We start from the raw sequence: 21,189 nt of genomic DNA, 5'->3' as shown, positions 1-21,189 counted from the left end.
TTTTGGCCGATTCACACAGTGCCACTGGCCGAATCGGCGGCCTTGCGGTAAAGCAGGGTGCGCAGCAGGAACAGCGGGTTGCCCACCACATAGCGCATGAACAGGCGTTTTGGCTCGCGCAACAGCCGGTACGCCCACTCTCCCCCCAGCCGCCTTAGCCAATGCGGTGCCCGGCTGACCTTGCCGCCGAGAAAGTCCAGGATTGCCCCACCACACACGATCAGGCACGGCCCGCCAACGGCTGCCAACCTGGCCGCCACCGCCTCCTGCTTGGGCATGCCCATGCCCAGCACGATCAGTTCGGGCTGCTGTTCACGGGCCAGCTGCAGGTAGGTTTCGAGGCTGGCGAAACCGTCATGTACCGACACGGGTACTACACCAAACTCGGCTTCACACCGCTGCACGGCCTGGTTCAGGTAAGGTTGTCGGGTGCCCCAGAATGCGACCTTGCGCCCACGGTATGCGGCCATGAGCCTGGGAATGAAGTCAGTCCCGTTCATGTTAAGCCCGGGTGCTAGGCCCAGGCGCCGATACAGGATGGCCATGCCGGAGCCGTCCCGCAGCAGCACGTCGGCTGCCGACAGTGCCTGGCAGTAGGCGCCGTCACGGACCACCAGGTTCATCGCATGGGCATTGACGAAGCCCAGCACGGTCGCGGCTTGCGGGGCAGCCAGCCTGTCGAGCAGGCGCTGTGCCGCGCCGCTGTCGGGCACCACCTCTAGCGCGTCGATTATGCGTTGCCAGCGATTCTGCCATTGCCACAGTGCCATCACTCGTCATCCCGTTTTGAGCGCACCCACTCGACCTGGCGCTTGATCAGGAACCCCAGGTACAAAGGGATTTTCTTTGCTGCGTAGAACGGTGCGTAAAGCAAGACGGAAAACGGGATCAACTCACGGCAGAAGCGCGCCCAGGCCAGCAATACCGCAAGGCTGAGCATGGCCAACGCTATCAGGGCGATCCACGCTGGCGCGGCAACATCGAACAGCAAGTACGCAAGCCAGGCCACCAGATTGAGCCCCAGCAGGGTCAGTACCAACAACGCCAAAGGCGGTACCAGCAAGTCGAGGGTCATGGCCAGCAAGCTGCCATTGCCTTGGCTCACGGCGGCCAACGCACGCTTGGGTGCATCGGCCAGCATCAAGCCCAGGTGACCATGCTCCCAGCGGGTGCGCTGGCTGTTCAGGCCTTGCTGGCTGGCAGGAAACTGGCTGGTGACCAATGCCTCAGGGCAGAACACGGGAGGCTTGCCCTGCTGACACAGGTCCAGGCCCAGTTTCACGTCCTCTACCAGGTGCCCATTGGCAAGGTTGATCAAGCTCAGGTCGTGCCAACCGAATGCCATGCCCGCACCCATCAATTGGCAGGGTAACCCCAGCCGCGCCCAGCCACGCGGGCGCACCAGGTTTTTTACCCGCCAGGCAAACTCGGCGACCTGCACTTTCAGCCCGGCCCCCCCGGGCGCACGCATCAGGTACAGCGCCTGTACCGGGCGCTGGGTCTGGTGATAGCGACGCGCGAGGCAGTCAATCGCCCCCTCACCCACCTGGCAATCGGCATCCACCACTATCACCACCTCGGGAGGCTGTTCAGCCAGGTGACGCACGCCGAAGTCCAGCGCATAGCCTTTGCCACGCAGCACCGAGTCGAAGCGTTCCACCACCTCGGCGCCGGCGTCGCGGGCCAGCTGCGCGGTGTCATCGGTGCAGTTGTCTGCCACCACCAGCAAGCGGTCACCCTCAAGCAATTGCGGGGCAATGCTCGCCAGCGTTGCGCGAATGATCGCAGCCTCATCGTGGGCAGGTACCAGCACCGCTACCCGGGGGCGCCGACTATGACCCAGATACTGCGAGCGTGGTGGCAGACATGCCAGCAGCATCTGTACAAAAAAAATCGACACAGGCACAAGGACGATGACCGTCAGCAGGCCCAGTAACCAACTCAATACACTTATCATGCGGATGCCTTGAAGTAAGCGGCCAGCCGGGCTGCTTCGGTGTCGATATCATGCCGCTGCAGCACACGCTGGTAGGCGGCCTCGCCCATGCGCTGCAGCACGTCGGCCGGTTGGCACAGGCAATCCGCCATGGCTTCAGCCAGCTCGTCGACAGCGCCAGCGGGGAACAGCCAGCCGTTCTCACCCGGGCGCACCAGTTCGGGGATGCCCGCCACATAGGTGGTCAGCACGGGCCGGCGCAAGGCCATGGCCTCCATGATCACTACCGGCAGGCCTTCGGCGAAGCTGGGCAATACCAGCGCGCGGGCGCCAAGGATTTCTTCGCGCACCTGTGCACTGCTGATCCAGCCAGTGATGCGTACGCGCTGCTGCAGGCCATGCCGGGCAATCAGGGCCTCGATCTGCTGGCGCATTTCACCGTCACCCGCCAACACCAGTTCGAAGTCAATCGACTGTGCAGCAAGCTGACGCGCCGCCTCAAGCAACAGCAGCTGGCCTTTCTGCTCACACAGGCGCCCCACGCAAACAAGCCGTGGTACCGACGGCACATCGACCGGCGCCACCTCATGGAAACCCCGCTCCAGGCCGCAATGCACCACCTTTACCTTGGGCCAATGCTCGTGCGCCACCCAGCGGAACAGTTGGCTGCGCCCGTACGAACTGACCGCTGCGACAAAGGCGGCTCGCCGCACCTTTTCACCCATGTGCAGGAACTGTGGTTTGTCGAACTCTTCCGGCCCATGCACGGTAAAACTGTAAGCCGGCCCGCCCAGTTGGTTGGTCAGCATGACCACCTCGGTGGAGTTGGTGCCGAAATGGGCATGCACGTGTTTCGCCTCACTGCCCTGCAGCCACTGCAGCACCTGGCAAGCTTCGGCCAGGTAGACCAAGTGGTAGGGCCAGGCGCGGTCGGCGCGAAGGCCAAGGCGCATGGCCAGCCACAGGGCCTGGAAAAACCGCCCGGGCTGTGCTCGCAGCACCTGTAACGTGGGCCTGAGCAAGCCCTTTACACCAGCCCGCAGCACATAACGGGTCTTGTCGCGCTCGGCCGTATCCTCGGCATCCTGCAACTCGGCGTCCCATCCCCGCAGGGCGATGCGTTGCACCTCTACACCCTGACGCTCCAGCGCCAGGATCTCGCGGCGGATGAAACTGTGGCTGACCTTCGGGTACTGATTGATGAAGTAAGCAATGCGCATACGAATCCAGATCCCAACCCGCTTGATGACCGGCCTCCCCTGGCAACCTTCACTTCAGGCTGTCGACTACGGGTGGTCTGTCTACTGCCGATGCACTCACAGCAAATGCATCCCCCTGTTTTCCTTGTAGTCCAAGGTTGTGACTGCTGCCCGGCAATGCGGCCTGCAGGCGGATAAAAACATCGTCGAGCAGCGCCTGGCGGCGGCGGTACATCGCACGCTTTTTGGCCGGGATGTCTTGCTCGGCCCGTTGTGCCGGTGCCAGGGTGATAGTGAAGAAGTCGTCGCGGTTCGACGCCGTAGCGCCATTTTCCTGCCAGATGACGTCGTAGTTGGCCGCCAGATCGTGGGCCTTGTCGCTGCCAAAGTACGGGTGGCGATGGTGCCGGCAGGCATCGCTGACGGCATACAGGTGCGCAACGCCCAGCATGCGGGCCAGGCATTTCAACGCTTCGAGCAGCAGGCTGCGCGGGCGCAGCCCTTCAAAGTCCTTGGTCAGGTCACGGTAGATGGCCAGCGAGGTTTCACTGTCGATGCCCTTGTGAATGCCCTGGACGGCACCGATGAACATCGACAGCACCCCCTGATCGCGGCACAGGGTAAACGCCAACGATGCCACGCGCAGGTCGCCCTGGAACAGATTCAGTACCAGTTCACCTTCGCGCTTGAACCAGATCGGCCGGTCCAGCACCAGGCGGCAGCCCGGCGAATAACTAGCCAGTTCGCACAGCGTCAGGCTTTCGTCTCGCCCCAGTAGCAACAGCGCCGGAAACTGCCCGGCCAGCACTTCGAAGTGCGAAGCCACCACCTCCATGCGCTGCGGGGCCTCCCAGCATTTGCTGAGGTAAGGCCACTGCACCACGCCGATGCAATCCACACCCAGCCGCTGCAGCCCCTGCTGACCCAGCGCCGCCGTCATGCGCTGCATGAAGGCGTTCAGCTCAGGCCATTGTCTGACAATCTCTCGGGTCAACTTGTACTTGTTGTTCAATGCCCGCAACGAGTAGCCCGGTTGCAGGGTAAACACGCTTTTCACGAGGGCGCCGAGCATCATGGGTCTCTCTCACTTGTACTCGATCAAAGCCGATTTGCCAGCCGCGAAGCGGTGGCGCATGAATTTCAGCTGGCCGAGCATTTCCGGGAACTTGCCCAGCACCAGGAATACCGCCTGCAGCCAGTTCTCGCGCGCCGATTTGCCACCACGCCGGGCCAGGCGCACAGCCTGCAGTGGATAAATCAATAGCAAAAGCAGGCACCAGCCACCCAACAGCAGGCAAGCCAGCACTATCACCACAGGAATGCCCAAGCCCCACAACCAGGCCCGGCGTGACTCGCGTAACCAGTGCTGCTCTGGCGGCTGCCCATGCAGGTAGGCCCCTTCGGCATAGGCATGGCCGGCACGCAGGCTGCGCCGCCACCATTGGCTGAAACGGGTCATGGCCGCGTCGTGCAGGGTCATCTCGGCGTCCAGGCGCCAGACTTTCCAGCCATGGCCTCGCAAGCGCACGCACAGCTCGGGCTCCTCGCCAGCGATCAGGTCAGCGCGGAAGCCGCCCGCGGCAGCGAAGGTATCTGCGCGCATCAACGCATCGCCGCCACAGGCCTTGGCTTCACCGATGGGGGTGTCCCATTCCAGATCGCACAACAGGTTGTACACCGATCGTTCCGGGAAGCGCTCACGGCGGCGGCCACACACCACTGCCACCTCGGGGTGCTGATCGAGAAATGCCTGCGCCGTGGCCAGCCAGCGGGCATCCACCTCGCAGTCACCATCGACGAACTGTACCAGCTGCATCGACGGCAACAGCCGCTGCAAGGCGCTAAAGCCTTCGTTGCGGGCGCGCGCGGCAGTGAACGGAACACGCATGTCCAACGCCAGTACCTCCACACCCAGGCTGCGGGCCAGCTGCGGCGAACCGTCGGTGGAACCCGAGTCGACGTACACGACCTTGCCCACACCTTGCATCAGCGAACGCAGGCATCGCTCCAGGCGTACGCCTTCGTTGCGGCCGATGACCACCACACCGATTACCGTTGCCATAAGCCTCACTCAACGGGCGCCGTGCCAGCCGGCTGCCTGGTCTTGATGGTGGCCGGCACCCCTACCGCCAACGCGTTGTCCGGCACATCCACCAGTACCACGGCATTGGCGCCGATGATCACGTTGTTGCCTATGCGAATACTGCCCAGCACCTTGGCCCCGGTGCCGATATCGACGTTGTTGCCGAACACCGGGGCAATCGGCTCGTCGACATTCTTCAGGCCCACCACCACGCCGTTGCGGATGCGGCAGTCATCGCCAAAGCGGGCATAGCCGCTGACAACGATGCCGCCAAAATGGTCGATGACGAAGTTGCGGCCAATCACCACTTCGCACGGCAGTTCGATGCCGGTGATGATTTGCACGAATTTGAACAGCACCTTGTAGATCAACGAGCACAGCTTGCGCAGCAGCGCCGGGCGCACGGTATAGCGCCAGCGGCCAAAGCGATACACCAGCAGTACCCAGAACCCCTGGGCGCCCCAGTCACCGCCGTGGGCCCGCAGGTCAGCACGAATATTCTCGAACATGGCTCCACCTACCTTGTCGCCTGGCTGGCGTACCGGGTCTTGAACAACAATGACCAGGTTGCCTGGCAATGACGCCAGCAGGCCTGTATCGCGCCCCAGCCGCGTCGTTTCAACAGCGCCTTGAGTGCCAGCACCAGGTCACCCAAGGTGACCAGCAGCATGTGCAGGGCCAGCCCCGCCACGCCGTGGTGCTTGCGGAAGTACAGCAACTCGCTTTCGATCTGGTACGCTGAGATCTGTCGGCTTGCCGCCTCCAGCTCGGCCACCGATTTGGAGCTTTCACCGCCGATGTGCACCACGGTTGTATGCGGATAGAACACCACCTTCCAGCCCGCCGCCTTCACCCGCTTGCAGTGGTCCACCTCTTCGTAATAAAGGAAGTAGCGAGGGTCGAACAGGCCCACCTTGTCCAGCACTTCGCGGCGTACCAGGTAGAAGCAGCCGGGCAACCAGTCACATTCGCGAACCGATGCGTGGTCCCAGTTCATTTCGTCGACCATTTTCAGCCCCGGGAAAAACCGCCCCAACCCGGTACGCCCGACAAAAACATTGAGCGGCGTGGGGAAGTAGCGGCAACTGGGCTGCAGGTCACCGTCTCGGCCCTCAAGGCGCACTCCCAGCACGCCGCACTCCGGGTGGGCCTCCATGTAGTCCAGGGTTTTCTGCAAGGAGTCGGCGGCGACAAAGGCATCGGTATTGAGCAGCAACGCGTACTTGCCCTTCAGGTGTGCCAGCAGCTGGTTGTTGGCCCGGCCGAACCCCACATTCTGTTGGTTGCTCAGCAGCAGTGCTTCGGGACACACCTGGGCCATGCGCTGCACCGAGTCATCGCGTGATGCGTTGTCCACCACCAGGTAGCTGGCCAGCCGCTCGCCGTCGGCGCGGCGCAGGGCGTCGAACATCGGCTGCAGCAGCCCGGCGGTATTGAAGTTGACCACCATGACATCCACAGGTTTGCTAGCCATTTTTGCTGTCTCCGAAGAAATACTGACGCCTTTGCGCCATCAGCAGCGGCTCCACTTCCGGGTCGTAGGCGCCATTGCGCTGCTTGACCAGGTCGATCCACGGGTAGGCTTCGCAACGCGCTTCCACCCGTTGGATCAGCTGTTCGGTGGTACAGATGAATTCAGCCGGGTTGCCGCCGTAGACAGTGCCTGGCGGTACATCCTTAGTCACTACCGCGCCGGCAGCCACGATCGATTCCGGCCCGATGGTCACACGGGGCATGATGATCGCACCGTGGCCGATGAAGCAGTTGTCCTTGATATCGATGAACCCGACTGAATCCAGGTGCTTGCCGAAGCGATGCTCGATCAGCAATACCACCCCGTCATGACCGATCAGCGTGCAGTCGGAAAGGCCCACACTATTGCCAATGCGTACCAGCGACGGGTCGAGGAACTTGCAGCCTGTATTGACAAAGAAGTTGGTGCCGACCGAGTGAAAGTTGCCCCAGCGGGCGAGGTAAGCGCCCCATTCAAGCCCTGAAGGCCTGCAGAACCGCCTGTAGAACGTGCCGCCCCGCCCGGTTGCATGGGCATAATGCGCCACTGCCTTGCGTATCCATCCCTTCATACTGCCTGGCCTCGCAATCAAATCCGTCTGGAATGTCCCTGAGGCGTTCCGGTCTCGTTCTTCTGGTTGCTGACCGCAGCGCTCTCAACCCGTGTACAACTAGCGTCACGCCACGGCGCCTCTGGCCGCCGTCATCTTGGCATTGAGGTGGTCGGCCAGCCGCACGGCAAACTGCAGCAGCGGCATGGTCGGGTTGGAGGCGCCGCCCTTGGCGAAAATACTGCTGCCGGCGATGTACAGGTTTTCGGTACCGAACACCTTGCAGTTGGTATCGACCACACCGTACTGCGGCGACGCGGCCATGCGCGTGGTGCCCATGTGATGGGCATGCGGGGCCATTTTCAGCGCGATCGACGTGTCGTAGACAAAGTCGTTGAGCTTGACAAAGCCCAGGTCCATGTCGGCGAACTGCTTGGCCAGCTCGCTGCCAATGCACTTGATGGTGTGCCGGTCATCGGCAGTCAGTGCCCAGTTGACATTGACCTTGGCAACGCCCAGTGCGTCCTTCTCGTCCAGCAGCGAAATACGGCTGTGCAGGTTGGGGAATTGCTCGATCATCGTACTGATCACGCCATCACCGGGGCAGCTGAACTTGGCAACGAACGCTACCTTGCTGGCGAAGCCCCAGTCACAGGCCAGGTTTTCGAGAAAATGTTTAACCTCGGCGGTACGCCCATAGGTTTGCACATCGGCCAGCAAGGCGGCGGTGACGTTGCCTTTGCCGGCCTTGTACTCATCGACGAAGGCATCGGTGGTGTAGTACTGGCGTGGCTCCGGGTCCTGCCCGGACTTGAGGATGAAGGTCCCCAGGTCGATGTTCAGGTGCTCCATGAAGCACCCGCCAACCAGCCCGTCCTTGTTCACCACGCCCGCGCCCACCAAGGTTTCACTGTTGAGCAACTGCCGGGCATTCTCGATGGCACCGGTGGCCAGAATGAAGTTGCTTGCCACCAGGCGCTGCCGATTGCGTTCGTAGTCGGACAGGATCACGGCGGCCAGGTGCCCGGACCCCTTGTCGAACTCCAGGTCCACGCAGTTGCAATTGATGAACACGTCCAGGCCTTTGGTCTGTTCAAGGGCCGTGGCGTATTTCTGCGCAAAGCGCGTGGGTGTGCTCAGCAGGAAACGATCGGGTTCGAAATCGCCACCGTTGAGGCCGGTATTCATGGCACGAAAATCCGCCCCGGCCGGCAGGTCGACGATATCCATGGCCGCAGGCAGGTAGCCTTCGATCTCCGAATAGGCGATGGGCCAGCCAGGCAGGTCGCCTGGCGGGGGGATAGAAAAGTCGGAGGGCGTAAAAGGACGACAGCGGCCAGCCCAATGGTTGGATGTACCGCCCAGGTAACGCAGGCGGGTTTCCTCGGCGTACAGTTCAAGGCCCGTGGACGCGCAGGCATACAAGCCTTGCGAGTGCGGCGCATACTCACGCCCGCCGCCCTCGGCGAGCAACACGCTCCAGCCCGCGGCGGCCAGGCGCAGGCCCAGGGTAATACCTGCCGGGCCGGCGCCGATGATGCAAAAATCGTAATGATCGCGCAGCACCTTCTGCTGCTGATAGTCCTTGATCATGCTGGCTCGTTCCGGAAGTAACGGGACGGCAATACCCAGCCGTTGATCACCACGAACCCCGGCTTTTCGACAGGTTTGCCAGCAACGGCTGCAGAAGCGCCGAATACGGCGCCACCGACGCCCAGCAAGACACAACTCTGGAGAAAGCCCCTACGCCCCAGTTGCGCATTACAAAAAATAAGCTTCCCCATGATCCCGTGACCTGTACCCATTGAATTTACACCCAGCACGCTGCATCACAGCCAGTTGAAAAAGGCCGTCAACAGCGCCCCGCACAGTGCCCCGACCAGTAGCATCGGCAGCACCACCAGCTCACGTTTGAGACTGAAGATACCTAGCTTGCAATTCACGTACACAACCAGCACCAGCGTGGGCACGGTATGTAGGGCAACACCCCAGATGGCCCATTCCACACCGCCAATCGCCAACAGCAACGGTAGCAGCCCCCACAGCGAGACTAGGCGGATGATGTTGTCCATGGCCTGATACTTGGTCAGGCCCAAGGCGATCCACACCTGATGAGCCAAGGTATAGCGCAATACGATGAACGACAGCGAAAGAATCGCCAGCATCGAGCCTGCCTCACTGTATCGCTCGTCGTACATCCAGCCGATCAGCAGAGGGCTGGCGGTCAGGAAGCCACCGCAGATGAACAGCACCAGCAGGTCGACCAGCAGGCGGAAGCGGTGATACAGCGCTTTAAGCCGCTCTTTGTCAGCGGCCCGGGCCGCTTCGCTGAAGGCAGGAAGCGCCACGGCGCCGACAATCTTCATCAGTGCGGTCTGCACCGCGCCCAGGATCAGCACGGCAATCGAATACACCCCCAGCTGCGCCGCCGACATGCTCGCACCAAACAGGATGCGGTCGCCGTACATGGCCAGCACGCCCACCATCGACGACAGCAGGATCCAGCGGCCAAACACGATCAGTTCGGTAAGCGCCGTACGGTCCCAGCGCAGGTGGTTGTTCGGCCCCTCCAACGCCGTGTGCCCCAGCACGGTCCAGGCCACGGCAGACACCAGGCCGGCAATGACCAACGCCCAGATGGAATGGGTCAGCAAGCCCAGCACCAGCATCACCACCAAGCCGGCTGCTTGGGACGCCAGGTCTACCAGTACCACACGCTTCTGTTGGAAAGTGCGTACCGCCACGTCTATCTTGGTGGACTGGAACCCCCAGATGACCGCCGACAGCCCGGTAACCGCCAGCACCATCGGCAACACGGGCGCGGCATAGGTGGAATCTGCCGGCCACAGTTCTTCGACCTGCGCCACCCAGGCACACAAAGCCAGCAACAGGGTCAGGCCGAACAGTACGAAGCCGCGGATGATCTGCACGGTCCATGCGGTATTGAGAAAGTCCGGGTCGTCACCCCGTTGGCTCTGGATGATGTTCTGGCGCAGGCCGACATCGGACAGCAGGTGCAGCAGTACCGAAACGGTGGTGGCAATGACCATCACCCCGAACATTTCCGGCAGCAGCAAGCGGGCCATGATCAGGTTGCCGCCAAGGCGCATGACCTGTGACGCCACCTGCGACACCAGGTTCCAGGACCCGGCCCTCATGGCCCGCTGACGCAGGCTTGCGGTGGCTGACACATCAATCGACGGCATGACTTCAATCTCTGACTGATTGGCTAAAAGTCACTATAGTTTCAATTAGCCACGATGCTAGCCGTTGCCCACCGAGGGAAAGGTGTACATAGCCGATGCCTGAACATTTTCGTGCGTTGATCGTCATCCTGTTTTTGGCGAGCGTGGTCTTCCTGCTTGCGCGGCGCCCTGCCACCGACCTGATTCCGCTCGCGGATTTCAAGCGCCGGCGCAACTTGTGGTTCCTGCTGACGGTGCTGGCTTTCGTCTCGCACAGCTTCTGGCTGTATCTGGGCGCGGGCGCGGTCATCCTGCTGATTGCCGGGCGCCGCGAACACAACCCCATGGCACTGTTCTACATGCTGTTGTTCCTCATCCCGCCTGCGTCAGTGCAGGTGCCCGGATTCGGCGTGGTCAACTACTTGGTCGACCTGAACCACATCCGCCTGCTCACCCTGTGCGTGCTGCTGCCCGCCGCGCTGCAGCTAAGCCGCCAGGCAGGCACCCTGCGCTTTGGCCGCACCTGGGCCGACAAGCTGCTGGCGGCTGGCCTGGTGCTGATGAGCGTGCTGTATTTGCGCGAAACCACCCCCACCGACACCCTGCGCCAGGCGCTGTACTTGTATGTCGACGTCCTCCTGCCGTATTACGTGGCCAGCCGCGGCCTGCGCCAGATAAGCGACTTCAAGGACGCCATGCTGGCCTTCGTGCTCACGTCCTTCGTCATGGCACTGATCGCCGTGGCCGAATATGTACGCCACTGGCTGCTGTACAGCGCCCTGGTCGATGCCATGGGCGTGCCTTGGAGCATGTCGGGTTACCTCAGCCGCGGCGGCGCACTGCGGGCCAGCGTCACCACCGGCCAGGCGATTGCCCTGGGCTATGTGATGAGTGTGGCGATCGGCCTGTTCCTGTTCGTCCAGGGCTATGTGCAACGCCCGCTGCACAAAGCCATGGGCGCCCTGCTACTGGCCGCCGGGCTGTTCGCACCGTTGTCACGCGGCCCGTGGATCGGCGTCGTGGTCATCGTGGTGGTGTTCATTGCCCTGGGCAAAGGTGCCGTCAAGCGCCTGGCGCTACTGGGCGCAGCCGGCATGCTGGCCCTGCCCTTGCTCACCATCGTGCCCGGCGGCGAAAAGGTGCTGGACTTGCTGCCCTTCATTGGCAACCTGGAAAAAGAAAACATCACCTACCGCGAGCGGCTGATGGACAACGCCTGGATCGTTATCCAGCGCAACCCGCTGTTCGGCTCGTTCGACTTCCGCAACACCCCGGAAATGCAGTCGATGATCCAGGGCGAAGGCATCATCGACATCGTCAACACCTACATCAACCTGGCGCTGCGGGTCGGGCTGGTGGGGCTCGGGCTGTTCGTGGCGTTCTTTGCCGTGGTACTGCGCGGGATCCGCAGGGCCATGCTCAGCTTCGCCGACAAGGATGATGAACGACGACAGCTCGGCCGGGTGTTGCTGGCGACACTGATCGGCATTCTGGTGATCATCTTCACCGTCAGCAGCATCACCTTCATCCCGGTGGTGTACTGGTCCATCGCCGGGCTGGGCGTGGCTTACATCCAGATGGTTCGCCGGCTGCACGACAGCCAGGCCATGGAACTGGCCGAACCCGGCCTACAACCCAGGTAATGTTCATGAACGTGCTTTCCCTGCGTCCTATCGTACGCCTTTCTGCCATTGCCGGCCTGGTCTTGCTGCCATTGGCCGGCTGGGGCTCCGGCTGGCAGGTCAGTGTCGACGAACAGAATGGGCTGCCCACCGTGACACACGGCGGTGGCCCGGTGATGAAGGCCAAGTTCGACTTCTGGGCCGCCAACTGGAGCTGGACCGGCTTCTATACCGACTTCAAGGTCAGTGGCCCCTATCAGTACACGCTGCGGGGCAAGAACAAAGAGCTGGACTTCGACCTGGCAGCTGATATCCGCAAGGAGCAAGCACAAACCCTGAGCTGGGCCTTCGACCTGGATGCCCATAGCCGGCAGACCGGGGTGATGGGTGGCGGCATGGTGTTCCAGTTCGACCCGGCGCAAATCGCCGGCGATATGGGTGCGCCCCAACTGCTGGCCGACAACCGCGGCTGGTCCTGGGGCAAGGCTGACCAAGGCCGGCGCATCGAGATGCGCTTCGACCCGCCGCTGGCCAAGGTGTATTTCGAGCGTGGCAACCCGTCCGAATTGCGTGCGTTCCTGTACAAAGACCTGATCAGCGCCGGCAAGCAACAACTCAAGGCTGTACTCAACGTGACCGGCGACATCGAGCTGGGGCCCACGCCCACTGAGCGCTTCGGCCTGGCCGACCCTGCCAGTTGGCCGGATGACCAGCTGGACTGGCGCACCTCGCCGGTGGACCTGTCGTTCCTCAACGCGGCGGAAAAACCCGCAGGCAAACATGGGTTCGTCAAGGCCGTGGGTGAACAACTGATGTTCGAAGACAACACCCCCGTGCGTTTCTGGGGCACCAACCTGTCTGCCTATTCGCTGTTCAAAAGCCCCGACGACGAAATTCGCCAACAGGCCAAGCGCCTGTCCGCCCTGGGGTTCAACCTGGTGCGCCTGCACCACCACGACTCGCCCTGGGTCAGCCCGAACGTGTTCGGCGACGGCACCCTGGTGCGCGACACCCAGCAGCTCAGCGCCGAGTCACTGCGCAAGCTCGACCTGTGGATCAAGGCGCTCAAGGACGAAGGCATCTACATCTGGCTGGACATGCACGTACAGCGCGCACTTACCGCCAACGACAACATTGACGATTTCGATGAGCTGCCCAAGAAGGATGACCGCGTCGACCTGAAGGGCTATGCCTATGTGAACAACAGTATTCAAGCGGCGATGAAGCGCTTTGCCGAGCAGTACCTGACCCATGTGAACGCGTACACGGGCCTTGCCTACAAGGACGACCCGGCCATCGCCGCCGTGCTGATCACCAACGAGAACGACCTTACCCAACACTACGGCAACGCCCTGATGCCGAACAAGGATGTACCGCGCCACAGCGAGCGCTACATGGCAGCGGCCAAAGCCTTCGCCAGGCAGTACAACCTGCCCGTCGACCAAACCTGGCACGCGTGGGAGCACGGCCCGTCGAAGCTGCTCCTCAACGACCTGGAACAGCGCTTCAACGCCGACATGATCGCTCACCTGCGCAGTGTGGGGGTAAAGGTGCCGATCGCCACCACCAGCACCTGGGGCGGCAATGGCCTGAGCGCATTGCCGGCCCTGACCGCAGGCGACGTCGTCGATGCCCACAGCTACGGCGCCATCAGCCAACTGGAGAAGAACCCGTTGACCAGCGACGGCATGATCGACTGGATCGCCGCCGCCCAGGTCGTGGGCAAACCGCTGACCGTCACCGAATGGAACGCCGAGCCTTTCCCACTGCCCGACCGCCACTCACTGCCGCTGTACGTGGCCGGCACTGCCAGCCACCAGGGCTGGGACGCGCTGATGCAATATGCCTACAGCCAGCAGGCCTTCAACCCGGGCTGGCGCACAGCGGACAACTGGCACGCCTACAACGACCCCGCGATGATCGCCACGCTGCCCGCTGCCGCCCTGCTCTATCGCCGTGCCGATGTGAAGCCTGCCACCACCCATTACGTATTCGCCCCGACGCCCGCCACCCTTTACAACCAAGAGATCACCCCACGAAACTCGCCTTTGTTGCGCACAGCCATGGAGAAGGGCCAACTGCAGATTGCCCTGCCGCAAACCCCGGAGTTGCCGTGGTTGAAACCGGCCGCCATTCCCGCAGGTGCGCAAGTGCTGCAAGACCCGGGGCAATCGCTGCTGGCCACCGATGCTACCGAGTCGGTAACCGACACCGGCGAGCTCAAGCGCAACTGGCAACAAGGCATCTACACCATCGATACACCACTGACCCAGGCCGCCACCGGCTGGCTGGGTGGCCGCTCGATCAGCCTGGGGGCCATTCAGGTGCAAACGAAAACGCCTTACGCCAGCGTCGCGGTACAGAGCCTGGACGGCAAACCGCTGGGCCAGTCACGGGAGCTGCTGCTGTCATTGGGTACCCGCGCCATGCCCAAGGCCGATGACAAGACGCCATTCAATGTCGAACCCTTCGAGGGCAGCCTGACCATCAAGGCGCCCGCCGGGCTGAAGCTGTTCGCGCATGATGCGCAGATCCAACTCAAGCCGCTGCCGGCAACGTACAACGACGGGCATTACGTCATTACGCTCGACGGCAACTACATGTCCAACTGGCTGTTCTTGAAATAGGGCATCTGGCCATCTACGCTCAAGTCACCTGTAGCTGGCCAATTCACCTGTACTGTTCAGGGACGGTTCACTGCGTCTGTAAATCAGCGGGTCACAGGAGGTGCGGATGAAGTTCCTGGTTGTCGGTGGCGCCGGCTACATTGGCTCGCACATGGTCAAGCACTTGATCGCTGCATGCCACGAGGTGGTGGTGGCTGACCTGGTTGCACCTGCACCTGGCGTCCAATGGGCCAAGCTGGATATCGCCGACGAGGCCGCACTGGATGTGTTGTTTGGCGTGTGCCGCTTTGATGCTGTCTTTCACTTTGCCTCGTTCATCCAGGTAGGTGAGTCGGTCAGCGCGCCTGGCAAGTACTACCAGAATAATGTCGCGGCCACCCTTAGCCTGCTGCAGGCCATGGTGAATGCCGGCATCAAGCATCTGGTGTTTTCTTCCAGCGCGGCCGTTTACGGTAACCCGCTCTATATTCCAATCGATGAAGCGCATACCAAGGGACCAATCAACCCGTATGGGCTGAGCAAATGGATGGTCGAGCAGATTCTCGAGGACTTCGACCGGGCCTATGGCTTGAAATCGGTTTGCCTGCGCTATTTCAATGCGGCAGGCGCTGACCCGGAGGGCCAGCTGGGAGAGCGCCACGAACCGGAAACCCACCTGATCCCGCTGATCCTTCAGGCTGCCTCGGGCCGACGCGAGGCGGTGACAGTGTTTGGCCGGGATTACGACACGCCGGATGGCACCTGTATACGCGACTACATCCATGTGGCCGACCTGGCGACGGCGCATGCACTGGCGGTGGACTATCTATTGGCGGGTGGCGATCGTACGGCGTTCAACCTCGGCAATGGCCATGGTTTTTCAGTGCAGGAAGTGATCGATACTGCCCGTGCGGTGACTGGGCGTGAAATCCACGTAATAGACGCCCCGCGTCGCGCCGGCGACCCGCCCCGGCTGGTGGCGGATGCCAGCAAGGCAATGAACGTATTGGGTTGGCGGCCGGAGTTTGTATCGCTGGAGCAGATTGTGCGGCATGCGTGGCAGTGGGAGTTGCAGCACCCCTGGACCCTGCATTAGGGCTGACATCCTTGGGGGCGCTGTGCGCCCCGAGGTCTTGAGCCTCAATAGTAGGTGCGCGGTTGCTCGTCAGCCTTGTTCAATACAGTCCCGATCAGGTTCACCTGCCCCAGGTGATGCAGGCAATCCTCGATTTCCTTCTTGTTGTTCATCCCGTTGGCCACCACCAGCAATACACAGTCGAACTTGGGTATCACGGTGATCGCATCATCAGAGCTAAGCAACGGTGGCAAGTCGAAAATACAGATGCGCGACTCGTAGCGGTTGCGCAAGTCGCTGATCAGGTTGTTCACCTTGGGCGACGACAGCATCTCGGTCGACAACGGCACAGGTACCCGTGTTGGCAACACGACAAAGCGCGGCAGGGTCGGGTTGACCAGGCACTCCTGCAGTTCGGCCTTGTCCGTCAAAAACTCGTTCAGCGCCTGTTCCATGGGCAGCCCCAGGCTGCTGCCGACCTTGGGCCGGCGCAAGTCGAAGTCCACCAGCAGCGCCGTCTTGGTGGTGTGGTGGGCGATGCTCATGGCCAGGTTGATCGCCAGCACCGTCTTGCCCGCCTCAGGTGTGGGTGAGGTGATGGCCAGGGTGCGCCAGCCGTTTTCGTCCATAAGCCTGAGTACCTGCGTGCGCAGCAGGTCGATCGGCCCATTCATGCTGGAGTTCTTGTTGTAGGCCACGATGCGGTGACGCTCAAGGTGCTCCGGGCGAAGCGGCACAACCTTGGTGTTCACGTAGTCGAACTGGCCAGGCACTTCCGCCAGTGCCGTCCCCGGGGCTGGTGACAAGGCCTGGGGAGTTCCCGGCGTCACCGGGTGAACGTTATTGCCAATAGCCGGCTTGATCCTGTCCATCACTGCTTTCCCTATGCAAACCGAGACATGACTTTGAACAACAGCACATCCAGTGGCATGTAGAACACGTGCACCAGCACTACCATGATAGCCGCCAGTACCAGCGCCGCCAGGATCAACCCGTTCCGCCAGCGTTTACGCCTGGCCACATCCGCTTTGGTATCGATGTACGGCACCGCCACCAACACGCGTTTGCCCAGCAGGTTTTCCAGGGCACCGACGCCGCGCACACGCTGGTTGAGCATTTCCAGCAGCATCACCAGCGCACCACCACCTGCCGGCGCCAGCACCAGCCCTAGGGCCGCGATTTTCTTGCGGTTGGGCTTGATCGGCTTCTCTGGCATCAACGGTGGCTCCAGCAGCACGAAGCGCTCGGCTTTGTTTTCCTGTTCCAGGCTTTCGGTAATCTTCGCGCCCATTTCCTTGGCGCGGATTTCTTCGTACTTCTTGCGGGCGTTGTCGTGGTCGCGCATCAAGGTCACCAGGCCACGTTCGACCTGCGGTGCTTCGAGGATCTCGGCCTCGTAGCCTTCCATCTTTTTGGTCAGTTCGCGCTTCTGATCGGCCAGCGAACTGATACGTTCCTGGGCTGCACTCATCTTGGCGCGCACGCGGGCAACGTCGAGGCTCACCGTGGAAGCCGCTGCCGTGCGACCACCCGTGGCTTCGAGTGCCTGAATCTTGCGTTTGATCGCCACCACATCCGGGTGAGCGTCTTTGTAGCGGGTCAGCAAGCGGGCGTATTCAGCCTTCAGGCTGGGCAGGTCCTCGGGCTGGTCGGCGCTCGCTGATTTACTGCCTTCGGTTGCCTTGGTGGCCAGGCCAGCATTGGCGGCAGACAATTCCAGCTCAAGGTAGCGCAGCTCTTCCTGGGCAGCCTTGTAGTCACGGTCGACTTCACGGAATTCCAGCTCCGAGCGTGACAGCATGTTCATGCGCAGGGTCTGGTGCTCGGGCAAGGCGTTGGCATGGGCTTGCTTGAAGTCGGCCAGCTGGTTTTCCAAGCTGGCCAACTCGGCGCCCAGCTTGTTGGCCTCCTGGGTGAGAAATTCGGTGGTTTCGTTGGCCCGCTCGGTGCGCTGCTTGAGGTTCTCGTTGAGGAACAGCGTCACCAGTTCGTCAGCCACTTCCTTGGCCACTTGCGCCTGCTTGTGTTCGAAGGACACATTGAACGCCACGGTGGCTTCACCCCGCCCGCGCACAAACGTGGTAAGGGTTTCGACCACGATAGCACTGCGCATCTGGTCGATCTTGTCGCTTTCGCTCAGGCGCTTGTCGGCGAACAGGTCGTACTTGCCGATGATGCGCAGCAGGTTCTCACGGGTCATCACCCGCTGGCGGATCACCTCGATGCGCTCATCGGCGAAGCTGGTGTTGTTGGTAGACACCAGCTCGGGTGAAATCTGCTGCGACTCCACCAGGATAGTGCCGGTCGACTGGTAGATCGGCGGCACCATCAACGCGACAGCCACGGTCGCGGCAAGAATGACTGCGGCACTCACCCCTAACACCAGGGCCCTGTCCTTGATAATGGCGATGTAATCCCTGAGGGAGAGTTCGTAGTCAGACTTCATGGGGCCACCTGCCTGAAGTTCAGATGTCGGGGTACCTGTACGTCAACGTCAAACCAACGATCGTCGCGGTTGCATCCGCTACATGGTCCTGCTGCCGTTCCTTGTACATCAGCGACAGGCGCAGGTCCCAGTACGGCGAAAACTGGCGGCTGGCCCATACGCTGTAAGTCTGCAACGTGTTGGGGCTCTGCCCCTTGCTGTCTTGCCAGGCCGCGTCCGCGCCCACCCGGTTCAGCTCGCTGACCGCGTAACTCCACACACCGCGTACCTGGTCCAGCTCGGCGAAGCCACCTTCGGCGCTGGCCACCGTGCTGCGTTCGGCAGTAAAACTGGCATCTGCGCGCACACCGGTGTACAGCAGCGATACGCCGCCCTCCCCGCGCCGGCCGCCTTCGTCACCGGATACTTCGTTGACGCCTACGTGCGCGTCGGCACTCAGGCGTTCCGAAAGCTGGTACTTGATCCCCACTGCTGGGGTGTAGCTATTGGAGGCTGTCGCGGTAAGGTCTTGCTCGGGCTCATACCGCCGCGCGCCGAAACGGGTGTAAAGGTCGGCCCGCTCGTTCCAGGCGTAGGTCCAAGTAAAGACGTTCGCCAATTCGTCGTAACCCGTCAGCGTACTGATGTCATAACGGGCACGGCTGTATGTGGTTTCGTTACTCAGGGTGCTGCGTTCGGTAACCGCCTGGCTCCAGTTGCCGGTCAGCGTATACAGCTTTTGTGTACCGTCGGTGGTGATCACACCAGTGTCCAGCACGGTTCCCGACAAGGTCGAGCTTTCGTTGTAGCGTGCCACCAGGCCAAAACGCCCACGCTCGGTCGTGCGCTGCCAGCCCAGGCTCAGGTCAGGGTCTTCCCGGTCCTTGACTATGTCCGTGTCGGATGAGCGCAACACATGCATGCCCAACCCCAACCTCAGTTCGTCACGGTCGAAGGTACCGATCAGGGTGTAGTCCGGCGCAATGATCGTGCGCGTTATGCCCTTTTCCCCCGACGTCAGCAACAAAGGGTTGCTGTCGTATTCGACGGATGTCGGTACCACCACCGTGGACTGCCAATTTGCCGCCAGGACCGCGTCCGTGAACGGCAACACCAGAATTGCCGTTGCAATGCGTGTTGTTTTAAGAAGAGGCATTAAAAGTTCTTATTAAAGGCAAGATCAAGGAACGACCAGCGTGTCGCCAGCCTGAAGTTGGATGTTGGTGGACATGTCCCGCCCAGACACCAGGTCCTTATATCGCACGGGCAGGATCTTTTGGGAAGCGCCAGTGCCACGGACCACCTTGATTTCGCTTTCGTCCGCAAACTTGTCCAGGCCGCCCGACATGCTCAGGGCCTGAAGCACCGCCGTAGGGCCTGCCATTTGCACCGGGCCCGGCTTGATCACTTTGCCTTGGACATAGACCAGGTTGCCGGCGATGCTCTTGACGACAACGCTGACGTTCGGGTCGGGGAGGAACTTTTCGAGTTTGGCAGCGACTTGCTTTTCAACTGCAGTGACATCCAGCCCGGCAACATCGATGCGCCCGGCCAGGGGGAAGGTAATACTGCCATCGGGAAGTACGGTGGCTTCTTGACGCAGGCTGTCTTCCTGCCACACCGAAACCATGACGACATCACCGGGGCTAAGCAGGTATGCCGCACTACTCGGGGCTGCGCTGCTGACGCCAGACCACACCGTCAGCATGCAGAATGCGGCAATCAATGAACGCTTCATGAGGGTCCCTCCGGCCAAATGGCCCGACAAAGAGCACTGAATGAGAACAGCACACCAACTCTCGCTCCGCTTCGCGACCGACATCCGCCGCGATGGCCCCTACCTTCCTGGAGGCCTTTACCTTGACGCTGTATACGCAGGCTGCAACGTACTGCAACCGTGGGCCTCATGGGCTAATGGGAATATAGCAACGGTTGGGGAATTCACAAGCCAGGCCCAAGGCTTGGGGCAACGCGTTGTACTTTATAAACGCGCCGATCAGGTTCAGATCTTTCTTCTGTTAGCCACCAGCACAAAGCCGACAACAGCAAACGCCAACAACCAGCCTGCGGTTGAAACAGGAATGATACTGTTTTGATTTACATACGAATCTGCTGCGCGAGCGGCACCACTCAGCAACACCAGCAAAAACATCGATTTGATAATCAGAGTCGTGCGCATACGCCCCTCCAAAAAACAGGAAAATCAATTAGTTATTGGCGTGGTGTGGCGGGAGTTGTTTCGCTGTTGAGTTGAGCTTATGGGCACAATGACACTACGTCAATGATCCGACACCATAATAAAATTCAATGGGAGATGGGCGATATCGTCAAAATATCGACACGCAGAATGTGCAGCGCCACGTTGTCGTAATGGCGGCTGTGGGTCACGGTCCAGAAGGCAGGGGGCCATGCCGCACGCCCGCTGCTGTTCATTCGTCCGCGTGGTGAACCACGACCAGCAACTGTGCCGGCTGCGCACTCACCGAGCGCAGCCGGTGGGGTGTCTGGGCGTTGAAATGCAGGGCATCGCCCTGTTCCAGCAGCACCCGCTCGTTCATGAAATCCACCTCGACCTGGCCGGCATGCACGAACAGGAACTCCTCGCCCTGATGCTCCTTGAACGTGGGGTCACTGAATTCGGAAGGCGGCTGGATCAGAAACGGCAACAGGCTGCGCTGCCCCACCTGGCTCGTGAGGGCCGCATACCCCGGCCCTTGCCCATCGCCGACCAAAGCCTGGCGTTCGCCATGGCGCACCAGGCTGTAGCGGCTCGCCCCTGTCTGTTCTTCGGCGAACAGCTCTTCAACATTGACGTTCAGCGCCCGCGCCAGCTTCAACGCGGCTGCGATCGAGGGTGTGTTGAGGCCACGCTCGACCTTGGACAGGTAGCTTTTGGTCATGCCGGTCTTTTCGGCCAGCATTTCCAGAGTCATCCCCAGTTTCTTACGCAGCAGTTTCAATCGGATAGACATGTGACGCGGGTTTCCCAGGCTGA

At 61.4% G+C, this 21,189-nt stretch carries 19 protein-coding genes; 3 read left to right on the top strand and 16 right to left on the bottom strand.

Annotated features, from left to right (window positions below; translation table 11 throughout):
• Window positions 1–11: 11 nt before the first annotated feature.
• The 10 genes from APH36_RS15415 to APH36_RS15365 form a co-directional block, all read right to left on the bottom strand.
• Window positions 12–770: a WecB/TagA/CpsF family glycosyltransferase gene (locus tag APH36_RS15415; RefSeq protein ID WP_374754799.1), complete on the bottom strand. Its 759-nt coding sequence runs from the start codon at window positions 768–770 to the stop codon at window positions 12–14.
• Window positions 770–1,957, bottom strand: coding sequence for a glycosyltransferase family 2 protein (locus tag APH36_RS15410; protein WP_060499353.1), 1,188 nt, complete (start codon window positions 1,955–1,957; stop codon window positions 770–772). Before APH36_RS15410 ends, APH36_RS15415 begins: the two co-directional genes overlap by 1 nt.
• Window positions 1,954–3,156, bottom strand: coding sequence for a glycosyltransferase (locus APH36_RS15405; RefSeq protein WP_060499352.1), 1,203 nt, complete (start codon window positions 3,154–3,156; stop codon window positions 1,954–1,956). Before APH36_RS15405 ends, APH36_RS15410 begins: the two co-directional genes overlap by 4 nt.
• Before the next feature lie 49 nt (window positions 3,157–3,205).
• Complete coding sequence (locus tag APH36_RS15400; RefSeq protein ID WP_060499351.1) at window positions 3,206–4,210, bottom strand: VirK/YbjX family protein; 1,005 nt, start codon at window positions 4,208–4,210, stop codon at window positions 3,206–3,208.
• A 9-nt stretch (window positions 4,211–4,219) separates the two neighbouring features.
• Window positions 4,220–5,197, bottom strand: a complete 978-nt coding sequence (locus tag APH36_RS15395) for a glycosyltransferase family 2 protein (RefSeq protein WP_060499350.1) — start codon at window positions 5,195–5,197, stop codon at window positions 4,220–4,222.
• Between the two features lie 5 nt (window positions 5,198–5,202).
• Complete coding sequence (locus APH36_RS15390; protein ID WP_060499349.1) at window positions 5,203–5,727, bottom strand: serine O-acetyltransferase; 525 nt, start codon at window positions 5,725–5,727, stop codon at window positions 5,203–5,205.
• Window positions 5,728–5,735: 8 nt separating this feature from the next.
• On the bottom strand, window positions 5,736–6,692 hold the full coding sequence (locus tag APH36_RS15385) for a glycosyltransferase family 2 protein (protein ID WP_060499348.1): 957 nt from the start codon (window positions 6,690–6,692) through the stop codon (window positions 5,736–5,738).
• The gene (locus APH36_RS15380; protein WP_060499347.1) at window positions 6,685–7,302 is read right to left on the bottom strand and encodes an acyltransferase; all 618 of its coding nucleotides are present in this window, start codon (window positions 7,300–7,302) and stop codon (window positions 6,685–6,687) included. Before APH36_RS15380 ends, APH36_RS15385 begins: the two co-directional genes overlap by 8 nt.
• A gap of 105 nt (window positions 7,303–7,407) precedes the next feature.
• Window positions 7,408–8,874, bottom strand: coding sequence for an FAD-dependent oxidoreductase (locus tag APH36_RS15375; RefSeq protein ID WP_060499346.1), 1,467 nt, complete (start codon window positions 8,872–8,874; stop codon window positions 7,408–7,410).
• 236 nt (window positions 8,875–9,110) lie between these two features.
• A complete protein-coding gene (locus tag APH36_RS15365) occupies window positions 9,111–10,487 on the bottom strand; it encodes an oligosaccharide flippase family protein (RefSeq protein WP_060499344.1) in 1,377 nt (458 codons plus the stop codon).
• A 95-nt stretch (window positions 10,488–10,582) separates the two neighbouring features.
• Between APH36_RS15365 and APH36_RS15360 the strand changes: the two genes are divergently transcribed.
• The 3 genes from APH36_RS15360 to galE all read left to right on the top strand — a co-directional run bounded on the left by APH36_RS15360 (window position 10,583) and on the right by galE (window position 15,790).
• A complete protein-coding gene (locus tag APH36_RS15360; RefSeq protein ID WP_060499343.1) occupies window positions 10,583–12,109 on the top strand; it encodes an O-antigen ligase in 1,527 nt (508 codons plus the stop codon).
• A 5-nt stretch (window positions 12,110–12,114) separates the two neighbouring features.
• Complete coding sequence (locus tag APH36_RS15355; RefSeq protein WP_060499424.1) at window positions 12,115–14,715, top strand: cellulase family glycosylhydrolase; 2,601 nt, start codon at window positions 12,115–12,117, stop codon at window positions 14,713–14,715.
• Window positions 14,716–14,821: 106 nt separating this feature from the next.
• Window positions 14,822–15,790: a UDP-glucose 4-epimerase GalE gene (gene galE, locus APH36_RS15350; protein ID WP_060499342.1), complete on the top strand. Its 969-nt coding sequence runs from the start codon at window positions 14,822–14,824 to the stop codon at window positions 15,788–15,790.
• A gap of 44 nt (window positions 15,791–15,834) precedes the next feature.
• On the opposite strand, the gene APH36_RS15345 is transcribed toward galE, so the two are convergent.
• The 6 genes from APH36_RS15345 to APH36_RS15320 all read right to left on the bottom strand — a co-directional run bounded on the left by APH36_RS15345 (window position 15,835) and on the right by APH36_RS15320 (window position 21,166).
• Window positions 15,835–16,641 (bottom strand): CpsD/CapB family tyrosine-protein kinase, encoded by an 807-nt coding sequence (locus APH36_RS15345; protein WP_060499341.1) that lies wholly within the window; start codon window positions 16,639–16,641, stop codon window positions 15,835–15,837.
• Between the two features lie 11 nt (window positions 16,642–16,652).
• Window positions 16,653–18,215 (bottom strand): Wzz/FepE/Etk N-terminal domain-containing protein, encoded by a 1,563-nt coding sequence (locus tag APH36_RS15340; protein ID WP_060499340.1) that lies wholly within the window; start codon window positions 18,213–18,215, stop codon window positions 16,653–16,655.
• Window positions 18,216–18,234: 19 nt separating this feature from the next.
• Complete coding sequence (locus APH36_RS15335) at window positions 18,235–19,350, bottom strand: hypothetical protein (RefSeq protein ID WP_060499339.1); 1,116 nt, start codon at window positions 19,348–19,350, stop codon at window positions 18,235–18,237.
• Window positions 19,351–19,374: 24 nt separating this feature from the next.
• Window positions 19,375–19,932, bottom strand: coding sequence for a polysaccharide biosynthesis/export family protein (locus APH36_RS15330; RefSeq protein ID WP_060499338.1), 558 nt, complete (start codon window positions 19,930–19,932; stop codon window positions 19,375–19,377).
• 264 nt (window positions 19,933–20,196) lie between these two features.
• Window positions 20,197–20,373, bottom strand: coding sequence for an EPS-associated small membrane protein EppA (gene eppA, locus APH36_RS32100; protein WP_016487266.1), 177 nt, complete (start codon window positions 20,371–20,373; stop codon window positions 20,197–20,199).
• Between the two features lie 250 nt (window positions 20,374–20,623).
• Complete coding sequence (locus APH36_RS15320) at window positions 20,624–21,166, bottom strand: helix-turn-helix domain-containing protein (protein ID WP_060499336.1); 543 nt, start codon at window positions 21,164–21,166, stop codon at window positions 20,624–20,626.
• Window positions 21,167–21,189 lie beyond the last annotated feature (23 nt).

The organism is Pseudomonas sp. NBRC 111133, assembly GCF_001320605.1.
Classification (GTDB): Bacteria; Pseudomonadota; Gammaproteobacteria; order Pseudomonadales; family Pseudomonadaceae; genus Aquipseudomonas; species Aquipseudomonas monteilii.
Note: the sequence above shows the minus strand (reverse complement) of the source record. Positions and strands in the feature narration are given on the sequence as shown.